We start from the raw sequence: 22,994 nt of genomic DNA on the forward strand, positions 1-22,994 counted from the left end.
TCATAGTAGTTAGTAACAGTATACGGAAACAAGCTTAATTCTATACCTATGAGGTGATGATTGTGTGGAAGGCTGGTTCAAGGTGGACGCTTTTAATTTTAGGAAGCTTAATAGGAGCGGGGTATGCTTCCGGCCAAGAAATTTGGCAGTTTTTTGGCATTGATAGCGGACTAGCCATTCTACTGTTTACATTGATGTTTATGCTGTCTACCTATGTGGTGTTGAAAATCAGTTATGAGGTACGTGCCGATCACTTTGTGCCAGTGCTAGAGCGGCTTGTCGGTCCATGGCTGGCTAAAGTGTATGACGTTTTAATTGTCCTTTATTTATTCACGACAACGACAGTCATGATTGCCGGTGGCGGGGTGACACTCGAGATGTATCATGTACCATTTTGGATTGGCATCGGTGCATTTTGTCTGTTTTCATTTATGATTTTTTTCTGGGATGTGAAAGGGCTCTTATCTGTGAATGCTTTCATTATACCAATTTTGGTGGCGGGGCTCATCTATGCGTTTGTTTTTTATTATATGAACCATGATCATATGTGGCGGATTGATTTTGGGCAGCAGTACAATTGGCCTGCCAGCATTGTCTTTGCCTCTTTGAATATATTATCTGTGGTGGCAGTGCTGTCTTCGGTTGGGAAAGAAATGAAGGGGCTTGGAGAGGCCAAAGTGGCGAGTATATTAAGCGGCCTGATTTTTGGGGTCATCTCGTACGTGTATAACGAAATACTGGTTGATATTTCTGGGAGTCTATCAGCAGAAGGCATTCCTTTGTTTACAGTATTAGAAGGAGCACCGACATCATTGTTTGTGTTTATGACGGTTGTCCTTTGTCTAGCTATTTATACGACGACAGCTGCAGGTTTATTTGGTCTATCCAGCCGGATGCTCTCTTTTGTCCCCTTGCCTCGCTGGCTGGTTGTGCTTGTGATGCTTCTTTTGATGGCGCCTTTAACATCTCTTGGGTTTGCCGATTTGATTGCTTTCTTGTATCCGATATATAGTTTGCTGAATCTTTATTTGCTTGTCTGTTTAATGCTATATCCGATTTTAAGTAAAAAGATATTTTCCCGCTCTAAAAATTATATTGGTAAAATAAAATAAGCACCTCTCTTTGTCAGAGCGGTGCTTATTTTATCCGAATAGAATCAATGGCGTCTTTGATATCATCATAGACTGGCATTTGCTTGAGACGCTGAAGTCGTTCCTCTAATTCTGAAATGGCTTGTCCCTTTAAATGCTGGGAGATGTGTTGTTTGACAATGGTCGTTTGGTTGATCATGTCTTCGGTTTTAGACAATTGATACTCCAAGTGCACGCGAGTGTTTGCTAATTCGTCATGAAGCCGCATTTTGAGCAGCCGTTTTAGATCCTTTCGCTGTCCTTCTCTGCGTATGGCCTGAATTGCGGCCATTTCTTCGGGGGACTGCGTCTGTGTTTGCGGTGCCGATTGACTTTCAAATACAGACATGGAGCGGCGGGCACTCACATTTTGCAAGAAACGCTGGGCGTCACTAGGAGGTTTATTTTGATTGATCATGCGATGACTCCTTTCTTAATGAATACCCATTTGCATCGCAAGGCGTCTATCTGCCTTGGCGTAGTCATCACCCATTGTGTACATATGTCTTGAAAGGGTAGAAAGTTCTTGTTCGTAATCTCTCAGGGTGTACAAGGCATTCAGCTGTTTTTCGTGTGAATAAAAGGAGGAATGATGTTGTTCCATCCTCACTTCCTCTACTAGTGCTTCCACATCACTAGGACTTAGTAAATCATAGTGACCAAAGCCGACGAGTCCTTTGAGCTCCTGTTTTACATGCTGGACGGCGTCTTTTACACTTTCATCGATCCCATCGATTTTCTCAAATATAGTGTGTACTTCATGTTCAATCACACTTTGGAGATCGTAGGATGAATTTTTCAGTAAATGGGATTTTATGATAATTTCAAGGCCGCTTTGTGCATATGCACGTCCAGAATGGATTTCTTGCAACAGCATGGCTGTAAAACTTGTATTATGATCAAGCTGTTCATCTAAAATACGGGCAGACCCATCTGTGTGAAATGAATACCCATTTACTTTGTAACTCCCAGAAATAAGAGCTAAAAAAGCATTTGTATCAAAGGATTCGTTCCATTCTATATTCATAGACGCAAACGCTGATTTTAAAAAGGTGTCAATTTCTCTTTTTTTGTATGTAACGGGTTCTTGGACGGCGTCTTGCTGCCGTGGCGGTACAGTATACTTGACTTGACCAACCCCATGATCATGACGATTGAGTAAACCTACATAATGACTAGGTTGAATATATTCAGTCAATATCCGTGTGTATTGACCTTGCTGCGCTTTCTGCTGAATCGCAGGCGACAGACTGCTCCATATATTTGGGCTATCAAAGGTGACGGCTTTTTTGACAGCTGGCTGTTCTGTTGCAACATAAGCACAAACAGCACCGGCAAGGGCTTGTCCAGTGAGATAGATACCTGCATTTGGATGCTGCTGACAGACTTGCTCTATGTATTCCTTTCCTTTAAAAAAGACATGATCTTGATTGCCATCAAGGGACTTCCTTTCAATGGGATAGGCATAATCCGTTTTGAGCAATGACTGTGCCGCGGTGTGTACATCTTGTGGCGAGGTCACCGGCATTTGATTTGGCTGCGGACAGTGAAAAGCGACGATGAACTCGTCTGATTGTTCCGGCTGCATCGTTAAACCATATAATTGATGATCGACCTTGAGAAAATCATGGACAGTGAGCGTTTGCTGACCTATTTCTATCGTATGGTGCTGCTGGTAATTGTCTATGTTTCCAGCATGATCGGATATGATTTTATATTCTTTATCAGTTAATCTATCCTTTCGATTGACCATCGTACCTGCTCCCTCACATAACATTTATGCAGATATCATAAATCAAAAAATATGGAAAAACCACAGCGTTCTACCAATAAAAACCTTTTGACCTACAGTGTTTGTGACAATATTGAAAAAAAGCGGAGTTTAAGTAACTATTGGTCACAAATAAAATGATCTAAAAGAAGGGTTTTTTCTATAAAAAAGAATAGGATGAATGATTGAAAGAGGTTCTTTGTTTTGTACATTGCTCTTCATCGCCGTTTTTTTGTACAATAGATTCAATGAAGTGAGCAAGAGAGGTGAAGGCTGATGGCAGACAAAGCGTTTGGGTTACATGACGTCGTTGAAATGAAGAAACCCCATCCATGTGGTGTCAATCGGTGGAAAGTTATTCGATTGGGCATGGATATTCGCATTAAATGTGAAGGCTGCGGGCACAGCGTGATGATCCCAAGAAGAGACTTTGAACGAAAAATGAAGAAAATTCTCGTCAAGCATGAGGAGCCAACTGCTTAAGCAGGCCTCATGCTTTTTTGATGAAATTCGTCTTTTGTATAGAAGAAGCAGGTGTAAATTCGCGTTTTAAAGCACTGATTAATCCTTTTTGGCAATGTTTCTTCTATTGATAATGCATAACGGTTAGCTTGTCTTTTCATGTAAACCTACTTATAATTGCTCTAGGTTCATATTACGCAGTATAACGAGCACGTTTGATATAGAGGAGATGAAAGAATGGCTTTAACAGCTGGTATTGTTGGCTTACCTAACGTCGGGAAGTCAACGCTATTTAATGCAATTACACAGGCTGGAGCGGAGTCTGCTAACTATCCGTTTTGTACCATTGATCCAAACGTCGGAATTGTAGAAGTTCCAGACGAGCGTTTGCAAAAACTAACAGAATTGGTGCAGCCGAAAAAGACAGTTCCGACTGCTTTTGAATTCACTGATATTGCCGGTATAGTCAAAGGGGCTTCTAAAGGTGAAGGTTTAGGAAATAAATTCCTTTCTCACATTCGTCAAGTAGATGCGATCTGTCACGTGGTGAGAGCTTTTGCAGATGATAACATCACACACGTATCAGGTAAGGTTGACCCTGTGTCAGATATCGAAACCATTAATTTAGAATTAATTTTGGCTGATTTAGAAACAGTTGAAAAGCGTTTGGCTCGTGTGAGTAAGCTTGCAAAACAAAAGGATAAGGAAGCGGTAGCTGAATTTGATATTTTGTCGAAGCTAATGGACGCATTTGAAGCTGGGAAATCGGCAAGATCTGTAGAATTTACAGATGAGCAGCAGAAGCTTGTGAAACAGCTTCATTTACTCACATCTAAACCAGTTCTTTATGTAGCAAATGTGAGTGAGGATGAAGTAGCGGATCATGACGGTAACGAATATGTGCAGCAAATCCGTGAGTTTGCTTCTGGTGAAAATGCTGAAGTCATCGTCGTTTGTGCGAAGATCGAGTCTGAAATTGCAGAGCTTGAAGGAGAAGAGAAGCAGATGTTCCTTGAAGAGCTTGGCATCAAAGAGTCAGGTCTAGATCAGCTGATTCAAGCATCTTATTCACTTCTTGGCTTAGCTACTTATTTCACAGCAGGTGAGCAGGAAGTACGCGCTTGGACGTTTAAAAAAGGAATGAAGGCACCGGAATGTGCTGGAATCATTCATACAGACTTCGAGCGTGGATTTATTCGTGCTGAAACGGTTGCATATGAGGATTTACTTGCTGGCGGAAGCATGTCTGCTGCAAAAGAGGCAGGAAAAGTTCGTCTAGAAGGTAAAGAATATGTAGTGAAAGATGGAGACGTCATTCATTTCCGTTTTAATGTATAGGTTCTTGTCATAGGCCAAGAGATTTGTTATAATATACAATTGTGAGTAATATAATTTATTGCTCCTTGCCCGTTTAGGGCCGCTTAGACCAAAAGGAGGTGCAATCAGATGAGAAAGTACGAAGTTATGTACATCATCCGCCCAACAGTTGACGATGAGGCTAAAAAAGCAGTTATCGAGCGTTTCAATAACGTGTTAACTTCTAACGGTGCGGAGATCACTGGAACAAAGGATTGGGGTAAACGTCGTCTTGCATACGAAATCAACGATTTCCGTGAAGGCTTCTACCAAATCGTAAACGTTCAATCTGACGCTGCAGCAGTTCAAGAATTTGACCGCTTAGCTAAGATCAGTGACGATATCATTCGCCACATTGTTGTTAAAGAAGAAGTATAAATCATTGAAATATATATTTAAAGGTGGTCTTTCAATATGCTAAACCGTGTTGTATTGGTCGGAAGACTAACAAAAGACCCTGAGCTTCGCTACACGCCTAATGGTGCGGCTGTAGCCACGTTTACTCTAGCTGTGAATCGTACGTTTACGAATCAATCTGGAGAGCGTGAAGCCGATTTCATTAACTGTGTTACTTGGAGAAGACAAGCCGAGAACGTGGCTAATTTCTTGAAAAAAGGAAGTCTTGCCGGTGTAGACGGTCGTTTGCAGACAAGAAACTATGAAAATCAGCAAGGACAGCGTGTCTTCGTGACAGAGGTTCAAGCTGAAAGTGTTCAATTTCTTGAGCCTAAGAGCGGCGGTGCTGGTTCAGGTGGATACAGCGGCGGTGGCAATAGCGGAGGCCAGTATTATGGCGGTAGCCAAAACGATCAGAATCCATTCGGAAATGAACCAAATCAAAATCCATATGGCAATCAAAGCAACCAACAAAATCGTAATCAGGGAAATAGCTTCAATGATGACCCATTTGCGAATGATGGTAAACCGATTGACATCTCCGATGATGATTTGCCATTCTAATTGATCTGAAAAATTGACTAAAGGAAAGGTGTGAAAACAAATGGCAGGTGGACGCAGAGGCGGTCGTGCGAAACGTCGTAAGGTATGTTTCTTTACTTCTAACGGTATCACGCACATCGATTACAAAGATGTTGATCTTCTTAGAAAGTTTGTTTCTGAGCGTGGTAAAATTTTACCTCGTCGTGTAACAGGAACTAGCGCTAAGTATCAACGTAAATTGACATTAGCGATTAAAAAATCACGTCAAATGGCATTACTTCCATACGTTACTGGTGAGTAAGTCGTTGACTTAAAAGCGGAGAGCCTCGAGCTCTTCGCTTTTTTTATTTGTCTCACTAAGAATCTCATCCGAATTGGCTAGAGCTGTTTTTGGCGGGCATCCTAGGGGAAGTATGTAAAAGAGAGAGAAAGTGACAGTTTGTTCTATACAAATACGGGGTCAATCTGTCATATTGATAGTCTAGTAAATAATTGCAGTCAGGGCGTGGGAAGATGATTGAATTTAAGAAGGTATCGATGCAATTTTCTGATGAGCGCTATGCCGTTCAATCGGTTGATTTAGAGATTCAGAAAGGTGAATTTTTTGTATTTATTGGACCTAGTGGAAGCGGGAAAACGACGACATTGAAAATGATCAATCGTCTCATTTCTTCTACAGAAGGTGAGATTTACATAAAAGGTCAAAAAATAAATGATTATGATATGTATGAGCTGCGCTGGGATATTGGGTATGTTCTGCAGCAAATTGCTCTTTTTCCTCATATGACCATTGAAGAAAATATCGCCGTGGTACCAGAGCTCAAACAGTGGAGCCGGAATGAGACCAATAAGCGTGTCGATGAATTGATGCAGATGGTTGGGCTTGATCCTGCTATGTATCGACATCGAAAGCCGTCAGAGCTGTCTGGCGGACAACAGCAGCGTGTCGGTGTGGCACGTGCACTTGCAGCTGATCCTGAGATTGTCCTGATGGATGAACCCTTTAGTGCGTTAGATCCACTAACGAGGGAGAAATTGCAGGATGATCTGCTTGATTTGCAGCGCCGTATTCAAAAGACCATTGTCTTCGTGACGCATGATATGCAGGAAGCGATGAGGCTTGGTGATCGAATTTGTATCATGAAGGAAGGGAAAGTGGTGCAGATTGGTCGTCCAGAGGAATTGGTTCAACACCCAGTCAATGCTTTTGTTCGGGAGTTTGTCTCAGGGGCTGCTCGCCATGTGGGACATCAAGCGTTTGAGCTAGAGGCCATGGCTAGACCAATGGCTCCTGAGGCTCTTTTAGGCTATGAAGCGATCACAGCACATGCCACGCTGGACGATGTCTTATCCCAATTGGCAAAGCATGAGGAATTGGCTGTGGAAAAGGATGGGGAGCGAATTGGACTAGTGAATCGTCAAGCGGTGATTCAGTTTTTAGCTGATTCTCCTAGAGAGAGGGGCGAGTCACATGAATGATTGGATCAGTGTGTTATTGGACCGAAAAGAACAATTGGGACACGCCTTACTTGAGCATATTCAAATTTCTTTTATTGCTTTATTTTTAGCGATTTTGATTGCCATTCCATTAGGTATCTATTTAACGAGGGTGCCAAAGCTTGCAGAGTGGGTGATTGGGGTGACGGCGGTTTTGCAAACAATTCCGTCGCTCGCGCTGCTTGGCTTGTTGATTCCTCTCGTTGGGATTGGACAAGTGCCTGCCATTATTGCGCTTGTCGTCTATGCCTTACTCCCTATTTTAAGAAATACATATACAGGCATTCAGGAGGTCGACCCTTCCCTGAGAGAAGCGGCGCTTGCCATGGGAATGAATCACCGCAAACGGTTATTAAAGGTGGAGCTGCCTTTGGCCATGCCAGTAATCATGGCAGGTATCAGAACCGGGATGGTTCTCATTGTGGGAACTGCCACTCTTGCCGCACTGATCGGAGCTGGGGGGTTAGGAAGTCTGATTTTGCTGGGAATTGATCGAAATGATATGTCGCTCATTGTCATTGGGGCTATACCAGCTGCCTTACTCGCACTCTTATTTGATGTGGTGCTGCGCACTTTTGAGAAAATCTCTTTTAAAAAGACTGTGATCTCTGTGACGGTTTTTGCTGTGATTGCAGGAGCAGTTGTCGCGGGCCCATTACTGTTTCAACAAGAAAAGAAAGAAATCACCATCGGTGGAAAGTTAGGATCAGAGCCTGAAATCCTGATCTCGATGTATAAGCTTTTAATTGAACAGGATACGGATATTCAAGTCAATCTTAAGCCTGGTCTTGGCAAGACGTCCTTTGTTTTTCAAGCTTTACGGTCTGGTGATATTGATATTTATCCTGAGTTTACCGGTACTGCGATTTCTGAGTTCCTCAAACAAACAGCGAAAAGCACAGATAAAGAAAAAGTGTATGAGCAAGCGCGGCGTGGTTTGGAATCATCCTTTCAGCTCCGCCTTCTTGAGCCGATGGCTTACAACAATACGTATGCTTTAGCCGTGCCTCAGTCGCTGGCTGATCAATATGATGTATCCAATATTTCAGATCTAGGCAAGATCAAAAATCGCATAAAGGCTGGCTTCACGTTGGAATTTTCTGATCGACAGGATGGGTATCTAGGTATTCAAAAGACCTATCAATTTTCCTTTGACGATGTGGTGACGATGGAACCGAAGCTTCGGTATCGAGCGATTCAAAAAGGAGATATCAATTTAGTCGATGCGTATTCGACAGACAGTGAATTGAGGGAATACAAATTAAAGGTGCTTGATGATGATCAGCATGTTTTCCCGCCATATCAAGGAGCACCGCTGCTAAGACAGGAGACATTAACTGAGTTCCCTGAGATCGGGACCTCTCTCAATAAGCTTGGTGGTCAAATCACAGATGATGAGATGAGAGAAATGAATTATGAAGTAAATGTGAAAGGTAAGGATGCATTTCAGGTTGCGAAAGCCTATTTAAAAAAGAAAAAATTACTGCAATAATCAGGAAGAGCAAGTCTGTTATGTAAAAAGCAGACCTGCTTTTTTAAAAGGGAAAACAAAAACCGTTGACATTTATTTAAAAACATCATATCCTTAATTCGAGATAAATATATTTTTTTGATTTAATATCTCGAATTCGAGATAATATAAAGACGTCAGTAAAGACATAATGAATAGAGGCTTGTACTTCATGATGAGGAGGTCATTAGAAGTGAAGAAAACAGAAGGAATTCACCATATCACAGCAATTGTAGGTCATCCTCAGGAGAACGTTGATTTTTATGCAGGTGTTTTAGGACTTCGTCTCGTGAAGAAGACCGTTAATTTTGATGATCCGGGTACGTACCATTTATATTTTGGAAATGAAGGGGGGTCTCCGGGGACGATTATCACGTTTTTCCCATGGCCAGGTGCACAAAAGGGACAAATTGGCGCAGGTCAAGTGGGCGTGACGACATATGTCGTACCGCCAGGCGCTTTCTCTTTCTGGAAGGAACGTCTTGAGCAGTTTGATATTTCTTATGAAATGGTTGAACGTTTTGATGAAGCCTTTCTCTCATTTGAAGATCCACACGGCTTGTTGATTGAGCTAGTAGAACGTGCGGAGGGAAAACAAAATGAGTGGACTTTTAACGGGGTCACACCAGATGTCGCGATAAAAGGATTTGGCGGAGCTGTTTTGTTAACATCACAGCCGGAGCAAACGATGCAGCTGCTAGAACAAACAATGGGTTTTGAACGAGTTGGAGCAGAAGAGGACTATGTGAGATTCCGTTCGTTTGGTGAGATAGGCAATGTGATTGATGTGAACAAGACACCTGTTGCACGCGGACGTATGGGTGTTGGGGTTGTGCATCATATTGCATGGAGAGCGACAGATGATCAGGATCAATTAGATTGGCAAAGACATATTGCGCAAAGCGGGTATCAAGTGACACCTGTGCAAGATCGAAATTACTTCAATGCTATTTATTTTAGAGAGCTTGGCGGCATATTATTTGAAATTGCGACTGATCCTCCAGGGTTTGCACACGATGAATCAGTGGAAACAATGGGTGAAGCATTGAAACTGCCACCGCAATATGAGGCGCAGCGCAGTCAGATTGAACAAATTGTGCTGCCAATAGAAGTGAGAGAGATTAAAGGGAAAGGAGATTCATGATGAAGCATCTTTTTCGAAAAGGAAAGAATGAACAAAGACCTGTTTTGTTATTACTGCATGGTACTGGCGGGACGGAAGAAGATTTATTGCCGCTTGCCGATTTAGTAGATGCTGACGCATCCGTTCTTAGTGTGAGAGGAAATGTGTTGGAAAACGGTATGCCGCGCTTTTTCAGGCGTTTGGCAGAGGGTGTATTTGATGAGCAGGATTTAATTGAGCGTACAGAGGAACTATATACATTTATCGGAGAAGCAGCAGATGAATATGGGTTCGATCGTCACAATGTGGTGGCTATCGGATATTCTAATGGGGCAAACATTGCTGGAAGTCTTTTATTCCATTACGAAGATGCGTTAAAAGGAGCGATCCTGCATCATCCAATGGTTCCAAGACGCGGAGTTTCATTGCCTTCATTGGTGGGGAAACAAGTCTTTATCGCAGCTGGTGAAAATGACCCAATGTGCCGCCCAGAGGAATCACAAGAGCTCGAGCAATTGCTGAAAGGCGCAGGCGCTTCGGTCACACTACATTGGGAAAATCGCGGGCATCAGCTAACGAGAGAAGAAGTCGATGCTGCGGCATTATGGTATCGTCGTCAATTTTAATGAAGGTGGGGAATACAGGTGGGATTTTTACAGAAGCTTTTTGGGCAAACCAAACAAAAGGAGATGGAACAAATGGAAAACGTAAAATTAGCGATTATTTATTATAGTTCAACAGGTACAAACTATCAGATGGCAAAATGGGCTGAAGCTGGAGCGAAAGAAGCTGGCGCCGAAGTGAAAGTATTAAAGGTTGCTGAATTGGCACCAGAAGCAGTTGTAGCATCAAATCCAGCATGGAAAGCACATTTAGACGAAACAAAGGATGTTCCAGAGGTTCAATTAAGTGATTTAGAGTGGGCAGATGCCATCATCTTTAGCATGCCGACACGTTTCGGTAACTTGCCGGCTCAAATGAAGCAATTCTTAGATACAACTGGCGGCTTATGGTTCCAAGGGAAATTGGCAAACAAAGCAGTGAGTGCGATGACCTCTGCACAAAACCCAAATGGCGGGCAGGAACAGACCATTCTTAGCCTTTACACAACGATGTTCCACTGGGGAGCGATTATTGCCGCTCCTGGATACACAGATGACTCATTATACGGTGCAGGGGGCAACCCTTACGGCGTGAGTGTCACTGTTGACCAAAATGGAAAGATCCAAGAGGATGCAGAAGCTGCTGCAAAACATCAGGCAAAACGTACAGTCAATGTGGCAGAATGGATCAAAAAAGGTCAAAACGCTTAATCGATGGATACAAAAAAAATGCAGCCTAGGTGCTGCATTCTTTTTTATTTAATAAGGATCTGAAGGTGTGCTGTTGTTAATCGCTTCGTTCACGGCTTGTGCGGCGCCTGTAGAGCCTATAGGTCCGCTTGGCTGTTCTTGTTTGAAGGCTTTTAAGCCGTCAGCGACACGCTTCCCGTAATCAGGGTCAGCCTTTGTAAAGTTTTCGATCATTTGCTCTTGAATGTCCTTTTGACAGGTCGCAAGGGTGTTGACTAAGTTCTTAATCAGTTCCTCACGTTCCCAATCATTGAAGCGGCGATACGTTTCTCCGGCTTGGCCAAAGTTGTTCGGGCGGTCAATGGCTTCTCGTTTGACGTCACCCTCTACAAAAGGCGTATGATCTTTTCCATCCTGCTTGGCTTCTTTTAATCCGCCGAGGATCGATGGTTCATAATTCACATGAGGGTTTTGCTCTTTGCCTTGATCGACATGGTATTCCATTTGCCCATCTCTTTGATTCGTGGCCACATGCTTTTTCGGTGCATTGATCGGCAGCTGTAAATAGTTTGGCCCCACACGATATCGCTGCGTGTCAGAATAGGAGAAGGTGCGCCCTTGAAGCAACTTATCATCTGAGAAATCCAAACCGTCTACGAGAACGCCAGTCCCAAAGGCGACCTGTTCGACTTCTGCGAAATAATTTTCTGGATTTTTGTTTAACACCATTCGTCCAATCGGTTTCCATGGATAGTCATCCTTGTACCAAAGCTTTGTCGGATCAAGCGGGTCAAAGTCAAGGTGAGGATGGGCATCATCTTCCATGATCTGCGCATATACCTCCCATTCAGGATGATCTCCTTGCTCAATGGCTTCATACAAATCCTGTGTGGCATGATTAAAGTTTTCTCCTTGAATCGCTTGAGCTTGTTCTTGCGTCAGGTTGCGAATGCCTTGCTTCGGTTCAAAGTGATATTTGACCAGCACTGCTTTTCCTTCATGGTTCACCCATTTGTAGGCATGGACACCTGAGCCTTGCATGTGCCGATAGGTTGCGGGGATGCCCCATGGTGAGAAGAGAAATGTCACCATATGCGTCGCTTCAGGTGATTGCGAGACGAAGTCAAAAATACGCTCGCCGTCTTGACGGTTGGTGACAGGATCAGGCTTAAAGGCATGAACCAAATCAGGGAATTTCAAAGCATCTCGGATAAAGAAAATTTTGAGGTTGTTCCCCACGAGATCCCAGTTGCCTTCTTCTGTATAAAATTTAATCGCAAATCCTCTAGGGTCACGCAATGTTTCTGGTGAATGACCGCCGTGAATCACAGAAGAAAAACGAACGAAAACAGGTGTCTTTTTTCCTTTTTCCTGAAATAATTTTGCCCTTGTATAAGTGGAAATGGGTTCGTCACCGAATGTGCCATAGGCTTCAAAATAACCGTGAGCTCCGGCCCCGCGCGCATGGACGACACGTTCAGGAATGCGTTCACGATCAAAATGACTGATTTTCTCTAGGAAATCGTAGTTTTCAAGCGTAGTTGGTCCTCTATTTCCAACGGTTCTCATATTTTGATTGTCTGTTACGGGATGACCTTGCCGATTTGTTAAAGTGTCTTCTGACTCTGAAGATGGTTTAGGGTGTTGTTCTTCTTTCAATTAAATCCCTCCTTCAATATCTCCCTAACAATATGGTCATCATGCTCCCTATTTCATACAAGGATTGATATAATGATTGAAAACTTTCACGAGGAGCGAACCTGATGATTCGATTACACTGCCTTCACGCCCATCCGTCCAATCAGTCATATATAGAAGATGTTTTTGGCGATACCGATATTGCGCTTTATCACACGGTCGATTCATCATTTATAGAACGCGCTACACAAGATCCCACTTTTGATCAACACAAGCAGCAAGCCTATGTCATCAACAAATTGATGCAAGAAGATGAAGCCGATCTCATTCTGCTCACGTGTACACAATACATTGCCGCTTTGGGTGATCAGCAGCATCTTTTTAAACAACCGATTGTTCCGATCGATGAACCGTTATTTGAGCTGATTTGTCAGGGAAAAGGGCCTCTTCAACTTGTGTTTTCAAACCCGGATACAGTGGAAGGGACAATGAAGCGGCTTAAATCATATGCAAAAGAGCACGGCAAACAGATTGATGCAGAAGTTATGGTGATGGAGGATGTCTTTCACCTTTGCCTAAATGGTGATATGCAGGCTTATGAGGAGCAAATCAAAAAGCAGCTCAGAAGATGTATGAAAAAAAGCGGAGATATTTGCGTGATGCAGCTATCGATGGTTCATGCGGCACAGCAGATGGAAGAGGAGACAGGCGTTCCGATCATTCATCCGCTTTCTCCACTTAAACAGTTTGTCCATCAAACAATATCTGCTTTGAAAGAGTGAACCTGTCTGGTTCGCTCTTTTTGTATAGAAACGGAAATGGGATGACATGTTAAAAAAATAACCGAGCGCAAACTATTTTCAAAAGGTGCGCGTCTATCCATTGTAAGAAATAACCGATGCGCATTTAAGATAAAGGAGCTCTTTGTAAAATGAAGAAACGAAAGATTGAGGATCAATTTGCTGATTACGTCATGGAGCATAAACACAGTTTTTATCGATTGTCCTATAGTTATGTCAAAAACCCAGAGGATGCGATGGATGTCGTTCAAGAGGCGATTCATAAAGCACTCAAATCTGTTCACCGATTAGAGGATGCAACTAAGATGCATAGCTGGTTTTATAAAATCGTGGTGAACGCTGCCCTAGACTTTTTACGAAAAAAGAAGCGGGTGCAAGTGACAGATGATGACACACTCGAATTCTTGTCAAAGGGTGAGTCAGATGTCTATGAGGATCAAGATGTCAGACGAGCCCTAGAGGATTTGCCTGAGATGTACCGGGTTATCATCATTTTGAGATTCTTTGAAGATTTAAAATTAGAGGACATCGCCCATATTCTCGAAGAAAACGAAAACACCATCAAAACAAGATTATATAAGGCGTTGCGGCTTTTAAAAGTAGAATTATCGCAGGAGGAAATATAAATGGATAAGCATTTGGAACAGTTAAAAGAGGAATATTTAGAAATCCCTATTCCACCGGAATATGATGCTATGGTTGAACGGACATTGAAACGAAAAAACAAAAAACCTCATTTTCAGCAATGGACCATCGGACTTGTTGCTGCGGCTGCTCTATTTGTCACGACTGTTAATGTCAGTCCACAGGCGGCAAGAGCCATTTCAGAGGTGCCTGTCATTGGCGAGCTGGTGAAAGTCGTGACATTCACAGAATTTAAAAAGAGTGATCAAGGAACGAATATTGACCTTAAAACACCACACGTTTCAGGGCTTGGGGACGGAAAATTACAAGACAGCCTGAATCAAAAATATTTAGCTGAAAACAAAAAGCTGTATCAAGATTTTGAAAAGGAAACAAAGGGTTATAAAAATGGTCATTTAAGTGTAGAGAGCGGATATGAAGTGAGAACGAACAATGACCAAATTCTCTCGTTAGGTCGATACAAGGTGACGACTCAAGCTTCTGCGGCAGAGGAAATGACATATGATACGGTGGATAAGAAAAATCATGTACTGATTACATTACCAAGCTTGTTTAAAGATGATCGGTATATAGATGTCATTAGTGAAAATATTAAAGATCAAATGAAGAAACAGATGAAAGAGGATTCAAATAAGATTTACTGGATTGGCAAGCAAGATATGGCGGATCCATTTAAGAAAATTAAGCCGGATCAAAGCTTCTATATCAATTCAAAAGGCAAACTGGTGATTTCCTTTAATGAATATGATGTGGCACCTGGTTACATGGGTGTAGTTGAATTCACGATTCCAACAAGTGTGCTAAAGGATATTCTTGTCAGCGATATGTACATTCATTAAAAGAAGAAAAAAGACTGCTGAACATGTCAGCAGTCTTGTTGTGTTGATTAAGAAAGTGCGTCTGTTAATGCAGGTACCACTTGTTTCTTTCTTGATACAACACCTTTTAGTAAAGCGGTGTTGTTTTCAAGTGTGACATTAAATGCTTTTTCTACTTTTTCAGCTTCGGTACCGAGTGCAAGAGCAAGGGAGTCATTTTCTAGGATGTCTGTGATCACAAGAACGAATAGATCAAGACCCTTCGCTGCGATGACTTCATTGATTTTCGCTTCAATGTCAGCCTGTCTTGCTGTTACTTCCGCGATATCTACTGTATTAACTTGCGCAATTTCCACTTTGCTATTGCCTAGTGCAAATTCTTTTGCATCAATTGTAATTAATTCTTGAACCGTTTTTTGGCTTAGGTCAGCGCCAGCTTTCAGCATGTCTAGGCCGTAAACTTCTGGATCTACCCCTGCAATTTCAGCTAGCTCATGCGCAGCATCAATGTCTTGCTGTGTGCATGTTGGGGATTTGAATAGCAAGGAATCAGAAATGATTGCAGATAAAAGCAAACCAGCGATTTCTTTTTCAATCTTCACTTGGTTCTCTTTGTACATTTTGTTTAAGATTGTTGCTGTACAGCCAACAGGCTCAGCGCGATAGTAAAGAGGTTCACTTGTTTCAAAGTTGGCAATACGGTGATGATCAATAACCTCAGTCACTTGTACTTGATCAATATCGCTTACACTTTGTTGGAATTCGTTATGATCGACAAGAATGACTTGCTTTGTTTCGTTTGCAGCCGTTTCAATGAAACGAGGTGCTTCTTGTTTAAAGAAATCTAATGCGTATTGTGTTTCTCCATTGATTTCTCCAAGTCTGACCGCTTCTGCCTGAACGCCGATTTTGTTTTTCAGATCAGCGTAAGCGATAGCAGAGCAAATCGTGTCTGTGTCAGGGTTTTTGTGTCCGAATACGAGTGTTTTTCCCATGTGAATTCTCCTTCTTACATTTATTGATGATGTTTCTATTCTAACAGCTTTTGACCTTGAATTCAGGGTTTATAGCTAAGAATAATCTAAAAAATTGTAACATGCTGATTGAAAAGTTGCATGTACGAATCTATATTGGTGTTCCACGTGAAACGCTCCTAAGATAGCCTGCATTTTACTTGCGATTTGCCGCTATGGTAAAATAAAGGTTGGGGTAAGACATGGTGTAGCTTACATCGTACGTATACATAGAAGGACACATTGAGCAAGATATAGAAAAAGGATTGGATAGAGGTGAAGGTGTGAAACAAACAAAAGCGTTAGTAGAGGGCGCTATCATGATCAGTATTTTTTCTGTCATGATGCTGTTTTATTTGTATGTGCCGCTATTATCCATTATTTTCTTTCTAGCTGCTCCGATACCGATTATCCTCTATACAATCAGGCACGGCTTGAAAAAAGGAATTGCTGCTGGCGCTATTGGGATAGTGATCAGCTTTTTAATTGGGTCTCTTGCTGGACTCATGAGTGCGCCAATTCTGATTGCTGCCGGATTAGGCATGGGTGTTTTCTACAGCAGAAGGCAGCCTGGGAATGCCATCATTACAGGTGCGCTGATCTATTTATTCAGTTTTCTTATCTCCTTTATTGTCAGTGTTCAGCTTTTTCAAGTCGATATCATGGGTATCGCGAAAGAGTCGGTTGAACAAATGATTCCGATGTTAGAGAGTGTCTTAAAGCAATCCGGCGCTTCTGAGCAGAACATTGCGAAGCAGCTGAAGCAGTTCAGAGAGATGCAGGATGCTGCATTGAGTGCTTTGCCTGTAGCGCTGTTAATTGGTGTCACACTGCTGGCGTTCGTGAATCACTGGTTCGTGCAGCCTCTGATCAAACGGTTTGTCAAAGACATGCCGGTCTTGAAGAAATTTAAGGATATGCGGCTGCCAAAAAGCATGGTATGGTATTATTTACTCACACTGCTTTTGATGCTGATTCAGACGGAAAAAGGCAGCTTTTTATGGCTTGTTCAAACGAGTGCTTTTCAAATTTTATTTATACTGGTGCTTATTCAGGGATTTTCTTTTATCTTCTATTATTGCCACGAAAAAAGCATCTCAAAAGCGGTGCCCATTTTCGCTATCGTGTTAGGGGTTCTCTATCCGCCAGTCGGTGTGATTGTACGTATTATAGGGATTGCTGACATAGGCTTTGATTTAAGAGAGAAAGTAAAAAACAAATAATTCACTCTGAATGTTGAGGAGTTGATATCAGTGCCAAGCTTCTATAGAAAACCTGTCATCAAGTATCCGATCATCGCTTTGATTGTCCTTGCGGTGGTCACAGTCCTCCTCAACCTTTATTATAATTGGATCATAGGAGCGGTTGGTCTTTTCGTTCTTGCAGGTGTGCTCTACTTCTTAAAGTGGGCAGATACGCAAGTGCAAAAAGAGATTGATTCATATATTTCAACATTATCCTATCGAGTCAAAAAGGTTGGAGAAGAAGCATTAATGGAAATGCCAATTGGTATTATGCTGTTTAATGACCAGTATTATATCGAATGGACAAATCCATTTCTCGCTTCGTGCTTTCATGAAAGCACGCTTGTCGGCAGATCCTTGTATGATACATTCGAGTCCGTTGTGCCTCTTATTAAACAAGAGGTCGAGACAGAAAATGTGACGCTGAATGACCGGAAATTCAAAGTCATTATTAAACGGTCAGAGCGCCTTTTATATTTCTTTGATGTCACGGAACAGGTGCAGATTGAAAGACAGTACGAAAATGAACGAACGGTGTTATCTTATATCTTTTTAGACAATTACGATGATGTCACGCAGGGTCTTGATGATCAGGTGCGCAGCACCATTAATAGTGAAGTGACGTCGCTGTTAAACAATTGGGCACAAGAATATGGCATTTTCCTGAAGCGAATTTCGTCTGAACGATTTATGGCGGTTCTAAATGAGAGCATCTTAGCAGAGCTTGAAGCGTCGAAGTTCTCCATTTTAGACGAGGTCCGTGAGAAAACAGGGGCGCATAGTGCGACACTTACTCTGAGTATCGGGATTGGAGCGTCCGTTCCTTCTTTAAAAGAGCTTGGGGCACTTGCGCAGTCGAGTCTTGATCTTGCCCTCGGACGAGGCGGGGATCAGGTAGCCATTAAGCAGCCAAATGGAAAAGTGAAATTCTACGGCGGGAAAACGAATCCAATGGAGAAACGGACACGTGTACGCGCACGAGTCATTTCTCATGCTTTAAAAGAAATTGTATCTGAAAGCGGAAATGTCATGATCATGGGGCATAAGTTCCCAGACATGGACTCGATCGGTGCATCGATTGGAATTTTAAAGGTCGCCCAGGCCAATGGGAAAGAAGGCTATATTGTCATTGATGCCAACCAAATTGGTGACAGTGTTCAACGCTTGATTAGTGAGATTAAGAATTATGAAGATCTTTGGTCACGTTTTATCACCCCAGAAGAAGCCATGGAGCTTGCAGAGGATGATACATTGCTTGTGGTCGTGGATACACATAAACCGTCTCTCGTCATGGAAGAACGACTGCTCAATAAGATTGAAAATGTCGTGGTCATTGACCATCATAGACGCGGCGAAGAGTTTATCCGTGATCCATTACTTGTCTATATGGAGCCGTATGCTTCATCCACAGCAGAGCTTGTGACAGAGCTTTTAGAGTATCAGCCGAAGAAATTGCGTATTAACATGATTGAAGCTACTGCGCTTCTCGCAGGGATCATCGTGGATACGAAGAGTTTCTCGCTGAGAACGGGATCAAGAACGTTTGATGCAGCATCCTATCTTCGTGCGAAGGGGGCAGATCCTGTCCTTGTGCAAAAATTCCTAAAAGAGACAGTTGATCATTACATCAAACGGGCAAAACTCATTCAGCATACAGATTTATATCAAAATCAGGTGGCGATTGCTTCATTGCCGTCAGACAGCTCGGAGTATTATGATCAAATTACGATTGCCCAGACGGCTGATTCTCTGTTGTCAATGAGTGAGGTAGAAGCGTCATTTGCTGTCGCTAGACGAGATGACAACACGGTGTGCATTAGTGCGAGATCATTAGGAGATATCAACGTCCAAATTATCATGGAAGCGTTAGATGGCGGCGGTCATTTGACTAACGCTGCCACCCAAATGTATGGTATAACCATTGAAGAAGCGGTAGAGCAGTTAAAAGCTGCCATTGATGAATATTTCGAAGGAGGGGTTCAAAGATGAAAGTCATCTTTCTAAAAGACGTAAAAGGCAAAGGGAAAAAAGGCGAAGTCAAGAATGTAGCTGACGGATACGCTCACAACTTTCTCATCAAACAAGGGTTAGCGGTTGAAGCAAATCCAACGAACCTAAGCGCATTGGAAGGGCAGAAAAACAAAGAGAAAAAGAATGCCATCCAAGAGCTTGAACAAGCGAAGCAACTAAAAGAGACACTTGAGGCGTTAACAGTGGAGCTCACTGCAAAATCAGGTGAAGGCGGTCGTCTGTTTGGATCGATTACAAGCAAACAAATCGCTGATAAATTGCAAAAAGATCATCAAATCAAACTCGATAAGCGCAAAATCGAGCTGAATGACGCCATCCGTGCATTAGGTTACACAAATGTACCGGTGAAGCTTCATCCAGAGGTACAAGCAACGTTAAAGGTTCATGTGACAGAACAAGCATAAAGCAGAAAAGAACCCGTCTCCTCGTGAGACGGGTTCTTTTTTTATGATGGATCTGAAATATAGACGCTTCGTCCGGCTCGCATACCGGATAAAAACATGAAAAATAGGATGATGATAAAGATGATAATGGATGGCGTCCATGTATGTGTGAGATCAAAAAGGATACCGATCATGAACGGACCAACGGCGGCTAATAAATAACCGAGAGACTGCGCCATTCCGGAAAGGGCAGCGGCTTGCTCCATATTGGTCGTCCGTAATCCGATAAATGTGAGCGCCAGACTGATGCTGGCACCTTGTCCAATACCGATCAATAAAACAGAGATCACGAGAATAGGCGTCGATCCTCCGAGAAGAAGTCCGATCATGCCAAGTAAATACACAAGGACAAGTCCGAAGACAAGCGGTCTTTGTGTTTTTAATTTTTCTGCAAAAACAGGCGTTAAAAAGGTGGATGGCAGCCCAGCAAACTGCATAATGGACAGCATCCAGCCGGCTGTCGACAGGTTCATTCCATGTGATGTTAAAATATCAGGAAACCAGGCGATGCTGCTATAGAAAAGGAATGACTGCAACCCCATAAAAAAGGTCACCTGCCATGCGACATGTGAACGCCATATCGGCTGCTCTGTGAGCGAAATGCTTTTGACGGCCGCTGTGTTCTGATGAAGAAGCTGTGGCGCCCAGACCATCATCGCGAGAAGAGCAAGGCCAGCCCATACGAGGAATGATGTATTCCAGCCGCCAGGCATCGTATGACTGAGTGGAACACTGATACCTGATGCAAGTGCCGCAAAGACGGACATCGAGGTCGTATACACGCTCGTCATCAATCCAGCATGTGCAGGAAATTTATGCTTCACGAGCCCCGGTAAGAGCACATTACATATTGCAATCCCGACACCGACAAGCGCGGTTCCAATCATTAAGAAGGTGATCGTGCCAAACGAGCGAATCACAATCCCAAATAAAAGGACAGCAAGCCCAAGCCAAAGGGTTCGTTCATTGCCAAGACGTTTTCCGATTTTAGGTGCAATTGGAGAAAGCAATGCGAATGAGAGCAGTGGTAATGTTGTGAGAAAACCCGCAAGTCCATTTGAAAGCTGTAAATCGGAACGAATGGCGCCGATGAGAGGCCCCACGGACGTAATGGCAGGCCGTAGATTAAATGCAATGAGTAAAATCCCAGCAATCAGCAGGATGGTTTGTCCTTTACTGCGAGGATGTAATGTTGATTGTTCTAGATGTTGTTCCATGAATGTAAACTCCTTTATTTCTTTAAGAAGAACGATCTTTCTTCTGTTCAAGTTCTGCTAGTTTAGCGATTAAGATATGCTGCGGCATATGCATGATTTGTTCAATGGGTACATTGAGTGATGCCGCAAGTTTTTGTGCTGTATCGGCTGAGATTTGTAAAGGTCTCATGAGCAAATCCCTCCTCTTTCAATCTATACGTTCCAATATAACATATCGGCTTTGTGCCATGCTGATAAAAAATTAGAGTTCTCTTTTATAAAACCACTTTATGGCCGATAAGAAATTTTTTTGAAATTGTTTCAGATGATGGCCCTCCCCTTGTTCGATGTGATATTGCAGCTGCCAATCCTGCATCCCTTTCTGTAATAAAAGGTCATGTAGTTGTTTGTGGAATAAAGGCATGTGCTGTTGAGCAGATGTTTTGCCTTTACCTTCTTCACTGCCTACAGATAAATAGACAAGGTGCTCCACACACTGAATGCTTTGTTGTTTAGCAAACGGTAGAAAATCTTGATACCAAAATGACCCAGAGATAGATGCGATGTTTTTAAAAAGGGCAGGGTGCATCAATAGGGTATAAATAGCAAATAGTCCACCTAATGAAGCACCTACGTGACTATGTTGATGACAGGTCTGCTTGACTGGATATTCTCTTTTGATATATGGGAGCAAGTCATTTGCTAAAAATGACATATACGTCTGTGCCTCGCCATTAAAGTCAGGAAACTCAGAACGCAGTGATGACGCCTTCCATGGTGTATATTCATCAAGTCGATTGAAGGGGTGTATGCCGACAATGATGATTGGCGAGATGGTATTGGCTTCGATCATTCTTTCGATCTCTAGCAGGTGTGTTCTAAACAAAGAAGAGCCATCTTGTACAAAGACAGCTGGAACATCAATAGAGGTGTCCTGTGGAAGGTAAATATCAAGCTGACGCCCATTAAACTCGTCATATAGAAACGTTCCGTTCATGTGTATTCTCTCCTCAAGGTTTTCAACTACGCTGAAAAGAAGACAAAGAGCTAAAAATAAAGATCATTTTAGCCCTTTGTCAGCAATCTGATCGCGCAAATTGGCGCTTCTTTTTTTAGTTGTTTTTCTCTAACCATTTGACAGCTTTATCAAGGAAGGTTGTTTTGCTTAGTGCTGTTCCTCCTTGAAGCATAGGATCAACGACATTTGCATTGATGTGCCCATTTTTCACAGCTTTTAGGCTTGTCCAAATTTTATTTTGCTCTAAGTCCTTCAATGCGTTTGGATTCGATGAGTTTTCCGCTTTAGAGAACTGAACAAAAATATAGTCAGGATTTAGTTCGCCCAGGCGCTCCATCGAAATCATCGCTTGTGCTTTGGCTTTTTTGATATCACTTGGTGCTGAAAATCCTAAGTCCCCATATAAGGTTGAGTTGAAGTATACGTCTTCTGGATACACGTACAGGTCGCCCTGTCTAATGCGCAAAATGACAGCTGTTTTGTTGTTGCTTTTGTCTTTCAGGGTTTCTTTCGCTTGTTTGAGATCTTTCTGATAATCAGAAATGATGTTTTTGGCTTCTTCACTCTTTCCAGTCAGTGTACCGAGCAATAAAAGATTGCTTTCCCAGTCAGAAGAGACATGGGATACTGGGATCGTCGTTTGGACTTTATCCAGTTTTTTAATTGTTGCAGGCGGGAACTTTGTTGATCCGAGTATCACGTCTGGTTTTAGTTTTAAGATTTTCTCTAGGTTTGGTTCTGTTTTTTCACCGATGCCTTCTGTTTTCGCTGTGATGTCTTTAAATAATTCAGGGAATGTGCCGCCTACGGTAGAAGCACCAATAGGTTGGATACCAAGTAATTTTGCATCTTCCATTGATTCTAGGCTTCCAGCAATGACGATTCGTTTCACTGGTGTTTTGAGCTTGTACGTTTGATCTAAGTAATTGATTTTTGTTTCTGTTGCTTCAGCTGACTTGCTTTTGGCTGTGTTTGAAGCAGGTTTATTTTCTGTAGCACCACAGGCTGCTGTGGTCATCGTCATGATACAAAGGGTAAGCAATGCTAACCATTTTTTCATTTGTTTTC

General features: G+C 42.5%; 25 protein-coding genes. 17 read left to right on the top strand and 8 right to left on the bottom strand.

Annotated features, from left to right (window positions below):
* Positions 1 to 56 precede the first annotated feature (56 nt).
* Positions 57 to 1,112: a YkvI family membrane protein gene (locus C6Y01_RS16885; protein ID WP_095286177.1), complete on the top strand. Its 1,056-nt coding sequence runs from the start codon at positions 57 to 59 to the stop codon at positions 1,110 to 1,112.
* A gap of 25 nt (positions 1,113 to 1,137) precedes the next feature.
* Here the strand turns inward: C6Y01_RS16885 and C6Y01_RS16890 are convergent, their stop codons facing one another.
* Complete coding sequence (locus tag C6Y01_RS16890; RefSeq protein WP_095286176.1) at positions 1,138 to 1,548, bottom strand: hypothetical protein; 411 nt, start codon at positions 1,546 to 1,548, stop codon at positions 1,138 to 1,140.
* A gap of 15 nt (positions 1,549 to 1,563) precedes the next feature.
* On the bottom strand, positions 1,564 to 2,883 hold the full coding sequence (locus C6Y01_RS16895; protein ID WP_034660651.1) for a phage hydrolase: 1,320 nt from the start codon (positions 2,881 to 2,883) through the stop codon (positions 1,564 to 1,566).
* A gap of 294 nt (positions 2,884 to 3,177) precedes the next feature.
* Here C6Y01_RS16895 and C6Y01_RS16900 point away from each other — a divergent pair, with 294 nt between their 5' ends.
* The 10 genes from C6Y01_RS16900 (at position 3,178) to wrbA (ending at position 11,101) form a co-directional block, all read left to right on the top strand.
* Positions 3,178 to 3,384 (top strand): DUF951 domain-containing protein, encoded by a 207-nt coding sequence (locus C6Y01_RS16900; protein ID WP_012011910.1) that lies wholly within the window; start codon positions 3,178 to 3,180, stop codon positions 3,382 to 3,384.
* A gap of 216 nt (positions 3,385 to 3,600) precedes the next feature.
* Positions 3,601 to 4,701, top strand: a complete 1,101-nt coding sequence (gene ychF, locus C6Y01_RS16905) for a redox-regulated ATPase YchF (protein ID WP_034660650.1) — start codon at positions 3,601 to 3,603, stop codon at positions 4,699 to 4,701.
* Between the two features lie 108 nt (positions 4,702 to 4,809).
* A complete protein-coding gene (rpsF, locus tag C6Y01_RS16910; protein ID WP_003215073.1) occupies positions 4,810 to 5,097 on the top strand; it encodes a 30S ribosomal protein S6 in 288 nt (95 codons plus the stop codon).
* 36 nt (positions 5,098 to 5,133) lie between these two features.
* Positions 5,134 to 5,679, top strand: a complete 546-nt coding sequence (gene ssbA, locus C6Y01_RS16915) for a single-stranded DNA-binding protein SsbA (protein ID WP_034660649.1) — start codon at positions 5,134 to 5,136, stop codon at positions 5,677 to 5,679.
* A 40-nt stretch (positions 5,680 to 5,719) separates the two neighbouring features.
* Complete coding sequence (gene rpsR / locus C6Y01_RS16920) at positions 5,720 to 5,959, top strand: 30S ribosomal protein S18 (protein WP_008347556.1); 240 nt, start codon at positions 5,720 to 5,722, stop codon at positions 5,957 to 5,959.
* 212 nt (positions 5,960 to 6,171) lie between these two features.
* Positions 6,172 to 7,137, top strand: a complete 966-nt coding sequence (locus C6Y01_RS16925) for an ABC transporter ATP-binding protein (protein ID WP_034660648.1) — start codon at positions 6,172 to 6,174, stop codon at positions 7,135 to 7,137.
* Positions 7,130 to 8,647, top strand: coding sequence for an ABC transporter permease/substrate-binding protein (locus C6Y01_RS16930; protein WP_034660646.1), 1,518 nt, complete (start codon positions 7,130 to 7,132; stop codon positions 8,645 to 8,647). The genes C6Y01_RS16925 and C6Y01_RS16930 overlap by 8 nt, the downstream gene beginning before the upstream one ends.
* 190 nt (positions 8,648 to 8,837) lie before the next feature.
* The gene (locus tag C6Y01_RS16935; RefSeq protein ID WP_045210176.1) at positions 8,838 to 9,809 is read left to right on the top strand and encodes a ring-cleaving dioxygenase; all 972 of its coding nucleotides are present in this window, start codon (positions 8,838 to 8,840) and stop codon (positions 9,807 to 9,809) included.
* A complete protein-coding gene (locus C6Y01_RS16940; RefSeq protein ID WP_080869564.1) occupies positions 9,806 to 10,414 on the top strand; it encodes an alpha/beta hydrolase in 609 nt (202 codons plus the stop codon). Before C6Y01_RS16935 ends, C6Y01_RS16940 begins: the two co-directional genes overlap by 4 nt.
* A gap of 72 nt (positions 10,415 to 10,486) precedes the next feature.
* Positions 10,487 to 11,101, top strand: coding sequence for an NAD(P)H:quinone oxidoreductase (wrbA, locus tag C6Y01_RS16945; protein ID WP_003215063.1), 615 nt, complete (start codon positions 10,487 to 10,489; stop codon positions 11,099 to 11,101).
* Between the two features lie 48 nt (positions 11,102 to 11,149).
* On the opposite strand, the gene katX is transcribed toward wrbA, so the two are convergent.
* Positions 11,150 to 12,649: a catalase KatX gene (katX, locus tag C6Y01_RS16950; protein ID WP_254637664.1), complete on the bottom strand. Its 1,500-nt coding sequence runs from the start codon at positions 12,647 to 12,649 to the stop codon at positions 11,150 to 11,152.
* Between the two features lie 194 nt (positions 12,650 to 12,843).
* On the opposite strand from katX, the gene C6Y01_RS16955 reads away from it, so the two are divergent.
* The 3 genes from C6Y01_RS16955 to rsiV all read left to right on the top strand — a co-directional run bounded on the left by C6Y01_RS16955 (position 12,844) and on the right by rsiV (position 15,002).
* Positions 12,844 to 13,500: a hypothetical protein gene (locus C6Y01_RS16955; RefSeq protein ID WP_106038537.1), complete on the top strand. Its 657-nt coding sequence runs from the start codon at positions 12,844 to 12,846 to the stop codon at positions 13,498 to 13,500.
* Between the two features lie 149 nt (positions 13,501 to 13,649).
* Positions 13,650 to 14,144, top strand: coding sequence for an RNA polymerase sigma factor SigV (sigV, locus tag C6Y01_RS16960; RefSeq protein WP_034660642.1), 495 nt, complete (start codon positions 13,650 to 13,652; stop codon positions 14,142 to 14,144).
* Positions 14,145 to 15,002: an anti-sigma-V factor RsiV gene (rsiV, locus tag C6Y01_RS16965; RefSeq protein WP_106036341.1), complete on the top strand. Its 858-nt coding sequence runs from the start codon at positions 14,145 to 14,147 to the stop codon at positions 15,000 to 15,002. It begins immediately after the preceding gene.
* Positions 15,003 to 15,049: 47 nt separating this feature from the next.
* On the opposite strand, the gene C6Y01_RS16970 is transcribed toward rsiV, so the two are convergent.
* The gene (locus C6Y01_RS16970; protein ID WP_095286172.1) at positions 15,050 to 15,976 is read right to left on the bottom strand and encodes a manganese-dependent inorganic pyrophosphatase; all 927 of its coding nucleotides are present in this window, start codon (positions 15,974 to 15,976) and stop codon (positions 15,050 to 15,052) included.
* Positions 15,977 to 16,278: 302 nt separating this feature from the next.
* On the opposite strand from C6Y01_RS16970, the gene C6Y01_RS16975 reads away from it, so the two are divergent.
* Genes C6Y01_RS16975 through rplI form a run of 3 tightly spaced genes read left to right on the top strand, consistent with a single transcriptional unit; the run spans position 16,279 to position 19,673 of the window.
* On the top strand, positions 16,279 to 17,217 hold the full coding sequence (locus C6Y01_RS16975) for a YybS family protein (RefSeq protein WP_034660744.1): 939 nt from the start codon (positions 16,279 to 16,281) through the stop codon (positions 17,215 to 17,217).
* 30 nt (positions 17,218 to 17,247) lie between these two features.
* Positions 17,248 to 19,227 (top strand): DHH family phosphoesterase, encoded by a 1,980-nt coding sequence (locus tag C6Y01_RS16980; protein WP_060597693.1) that lies wholly within the window; start codon positions 17,248 to 17,250, stop codon positions 19,225 to 19,227.
* A complete protein-coding gene (gene rplI, locus C6Y01_RS16985; protein WP_034323903.1) occupies positions 19,224 to 19,673 on the top strand; it encodes a 50S ribosomal protein L9 in 450 nt (149 codons plus the stop codon). The genes C6Y01_RS16980 and rplI overlap by 4 nt, the downstream gene beginning before the upstream one ends.
* Positions 19,674 to 19,714: 41 nt before the next feature.
* On the opposite strand, the gene C6Y01_RS16990 is transcribed toward rplI, so the two are convergent.
* The 4 genes from C6Y01_RS16990 to C6Y01_RS17005 form a co-directional block, all read right to left on the bottom strand.
* Positions 19,715 to 20,929, bottom strand: a complete 1,215-nt coding sequence (locus tag C6Y01_RS16990) for a CynX/NimT family MFS transporter (RefSeq protein WP_034660638.1) — start codon at positions 20,927 to 20,929, stop codon at positions 19,715 to 19,717.
* Between the two features lie 22 nt (positions 20,930 to 20,951).
* On the bottom strand, positions 20,952 to 21,098 hold the full coding sequence (locus C6Y01_RS16995) for a YycC family protein (protein WP_003214589.1): 147 nt from the start codon (positions 21,096 to 21,098) through the stop codon (positions 20,952 to 20,954).
* A 72-nt stretch (positions 21,099 to 21,170) separates the two neighbouring features.
* On the bottom strand, positions 21,171 to 21,905 hold the full coding sequence (locus C6Y01_RS17000) for an alpha/beta hydrolase (RefSeq protein WP_034660637.1): 735 nt from the start codon (positions 21,903 to 21,905) through the stop codon (positions 21,171 to 21,173).
* Between the two features lie 115 nt (positions 21,906 to 22,020).
* Complete coding sequence (locus tag C6Y01_RS17005) at positions 22,021 to 22,986, bottom strand: ABC transporter substrate-binding protein (protein WP_095286169.1); 966 nt, start codon at positions 22,984 to 22,986, stop codon at positions 22,021 to 22,023.
* Positions 22,987 to 22,994 lie beyond the last annotated feature (8 nt).

It is taken from the genome of Bacillus sp. NMCC46, from assembly GCF_002998465.1.
Taxonomy (GTDB): Bacteria; Bacillota; Bacilli; order Bacillales; family Bacillaceae; genus Bacillus.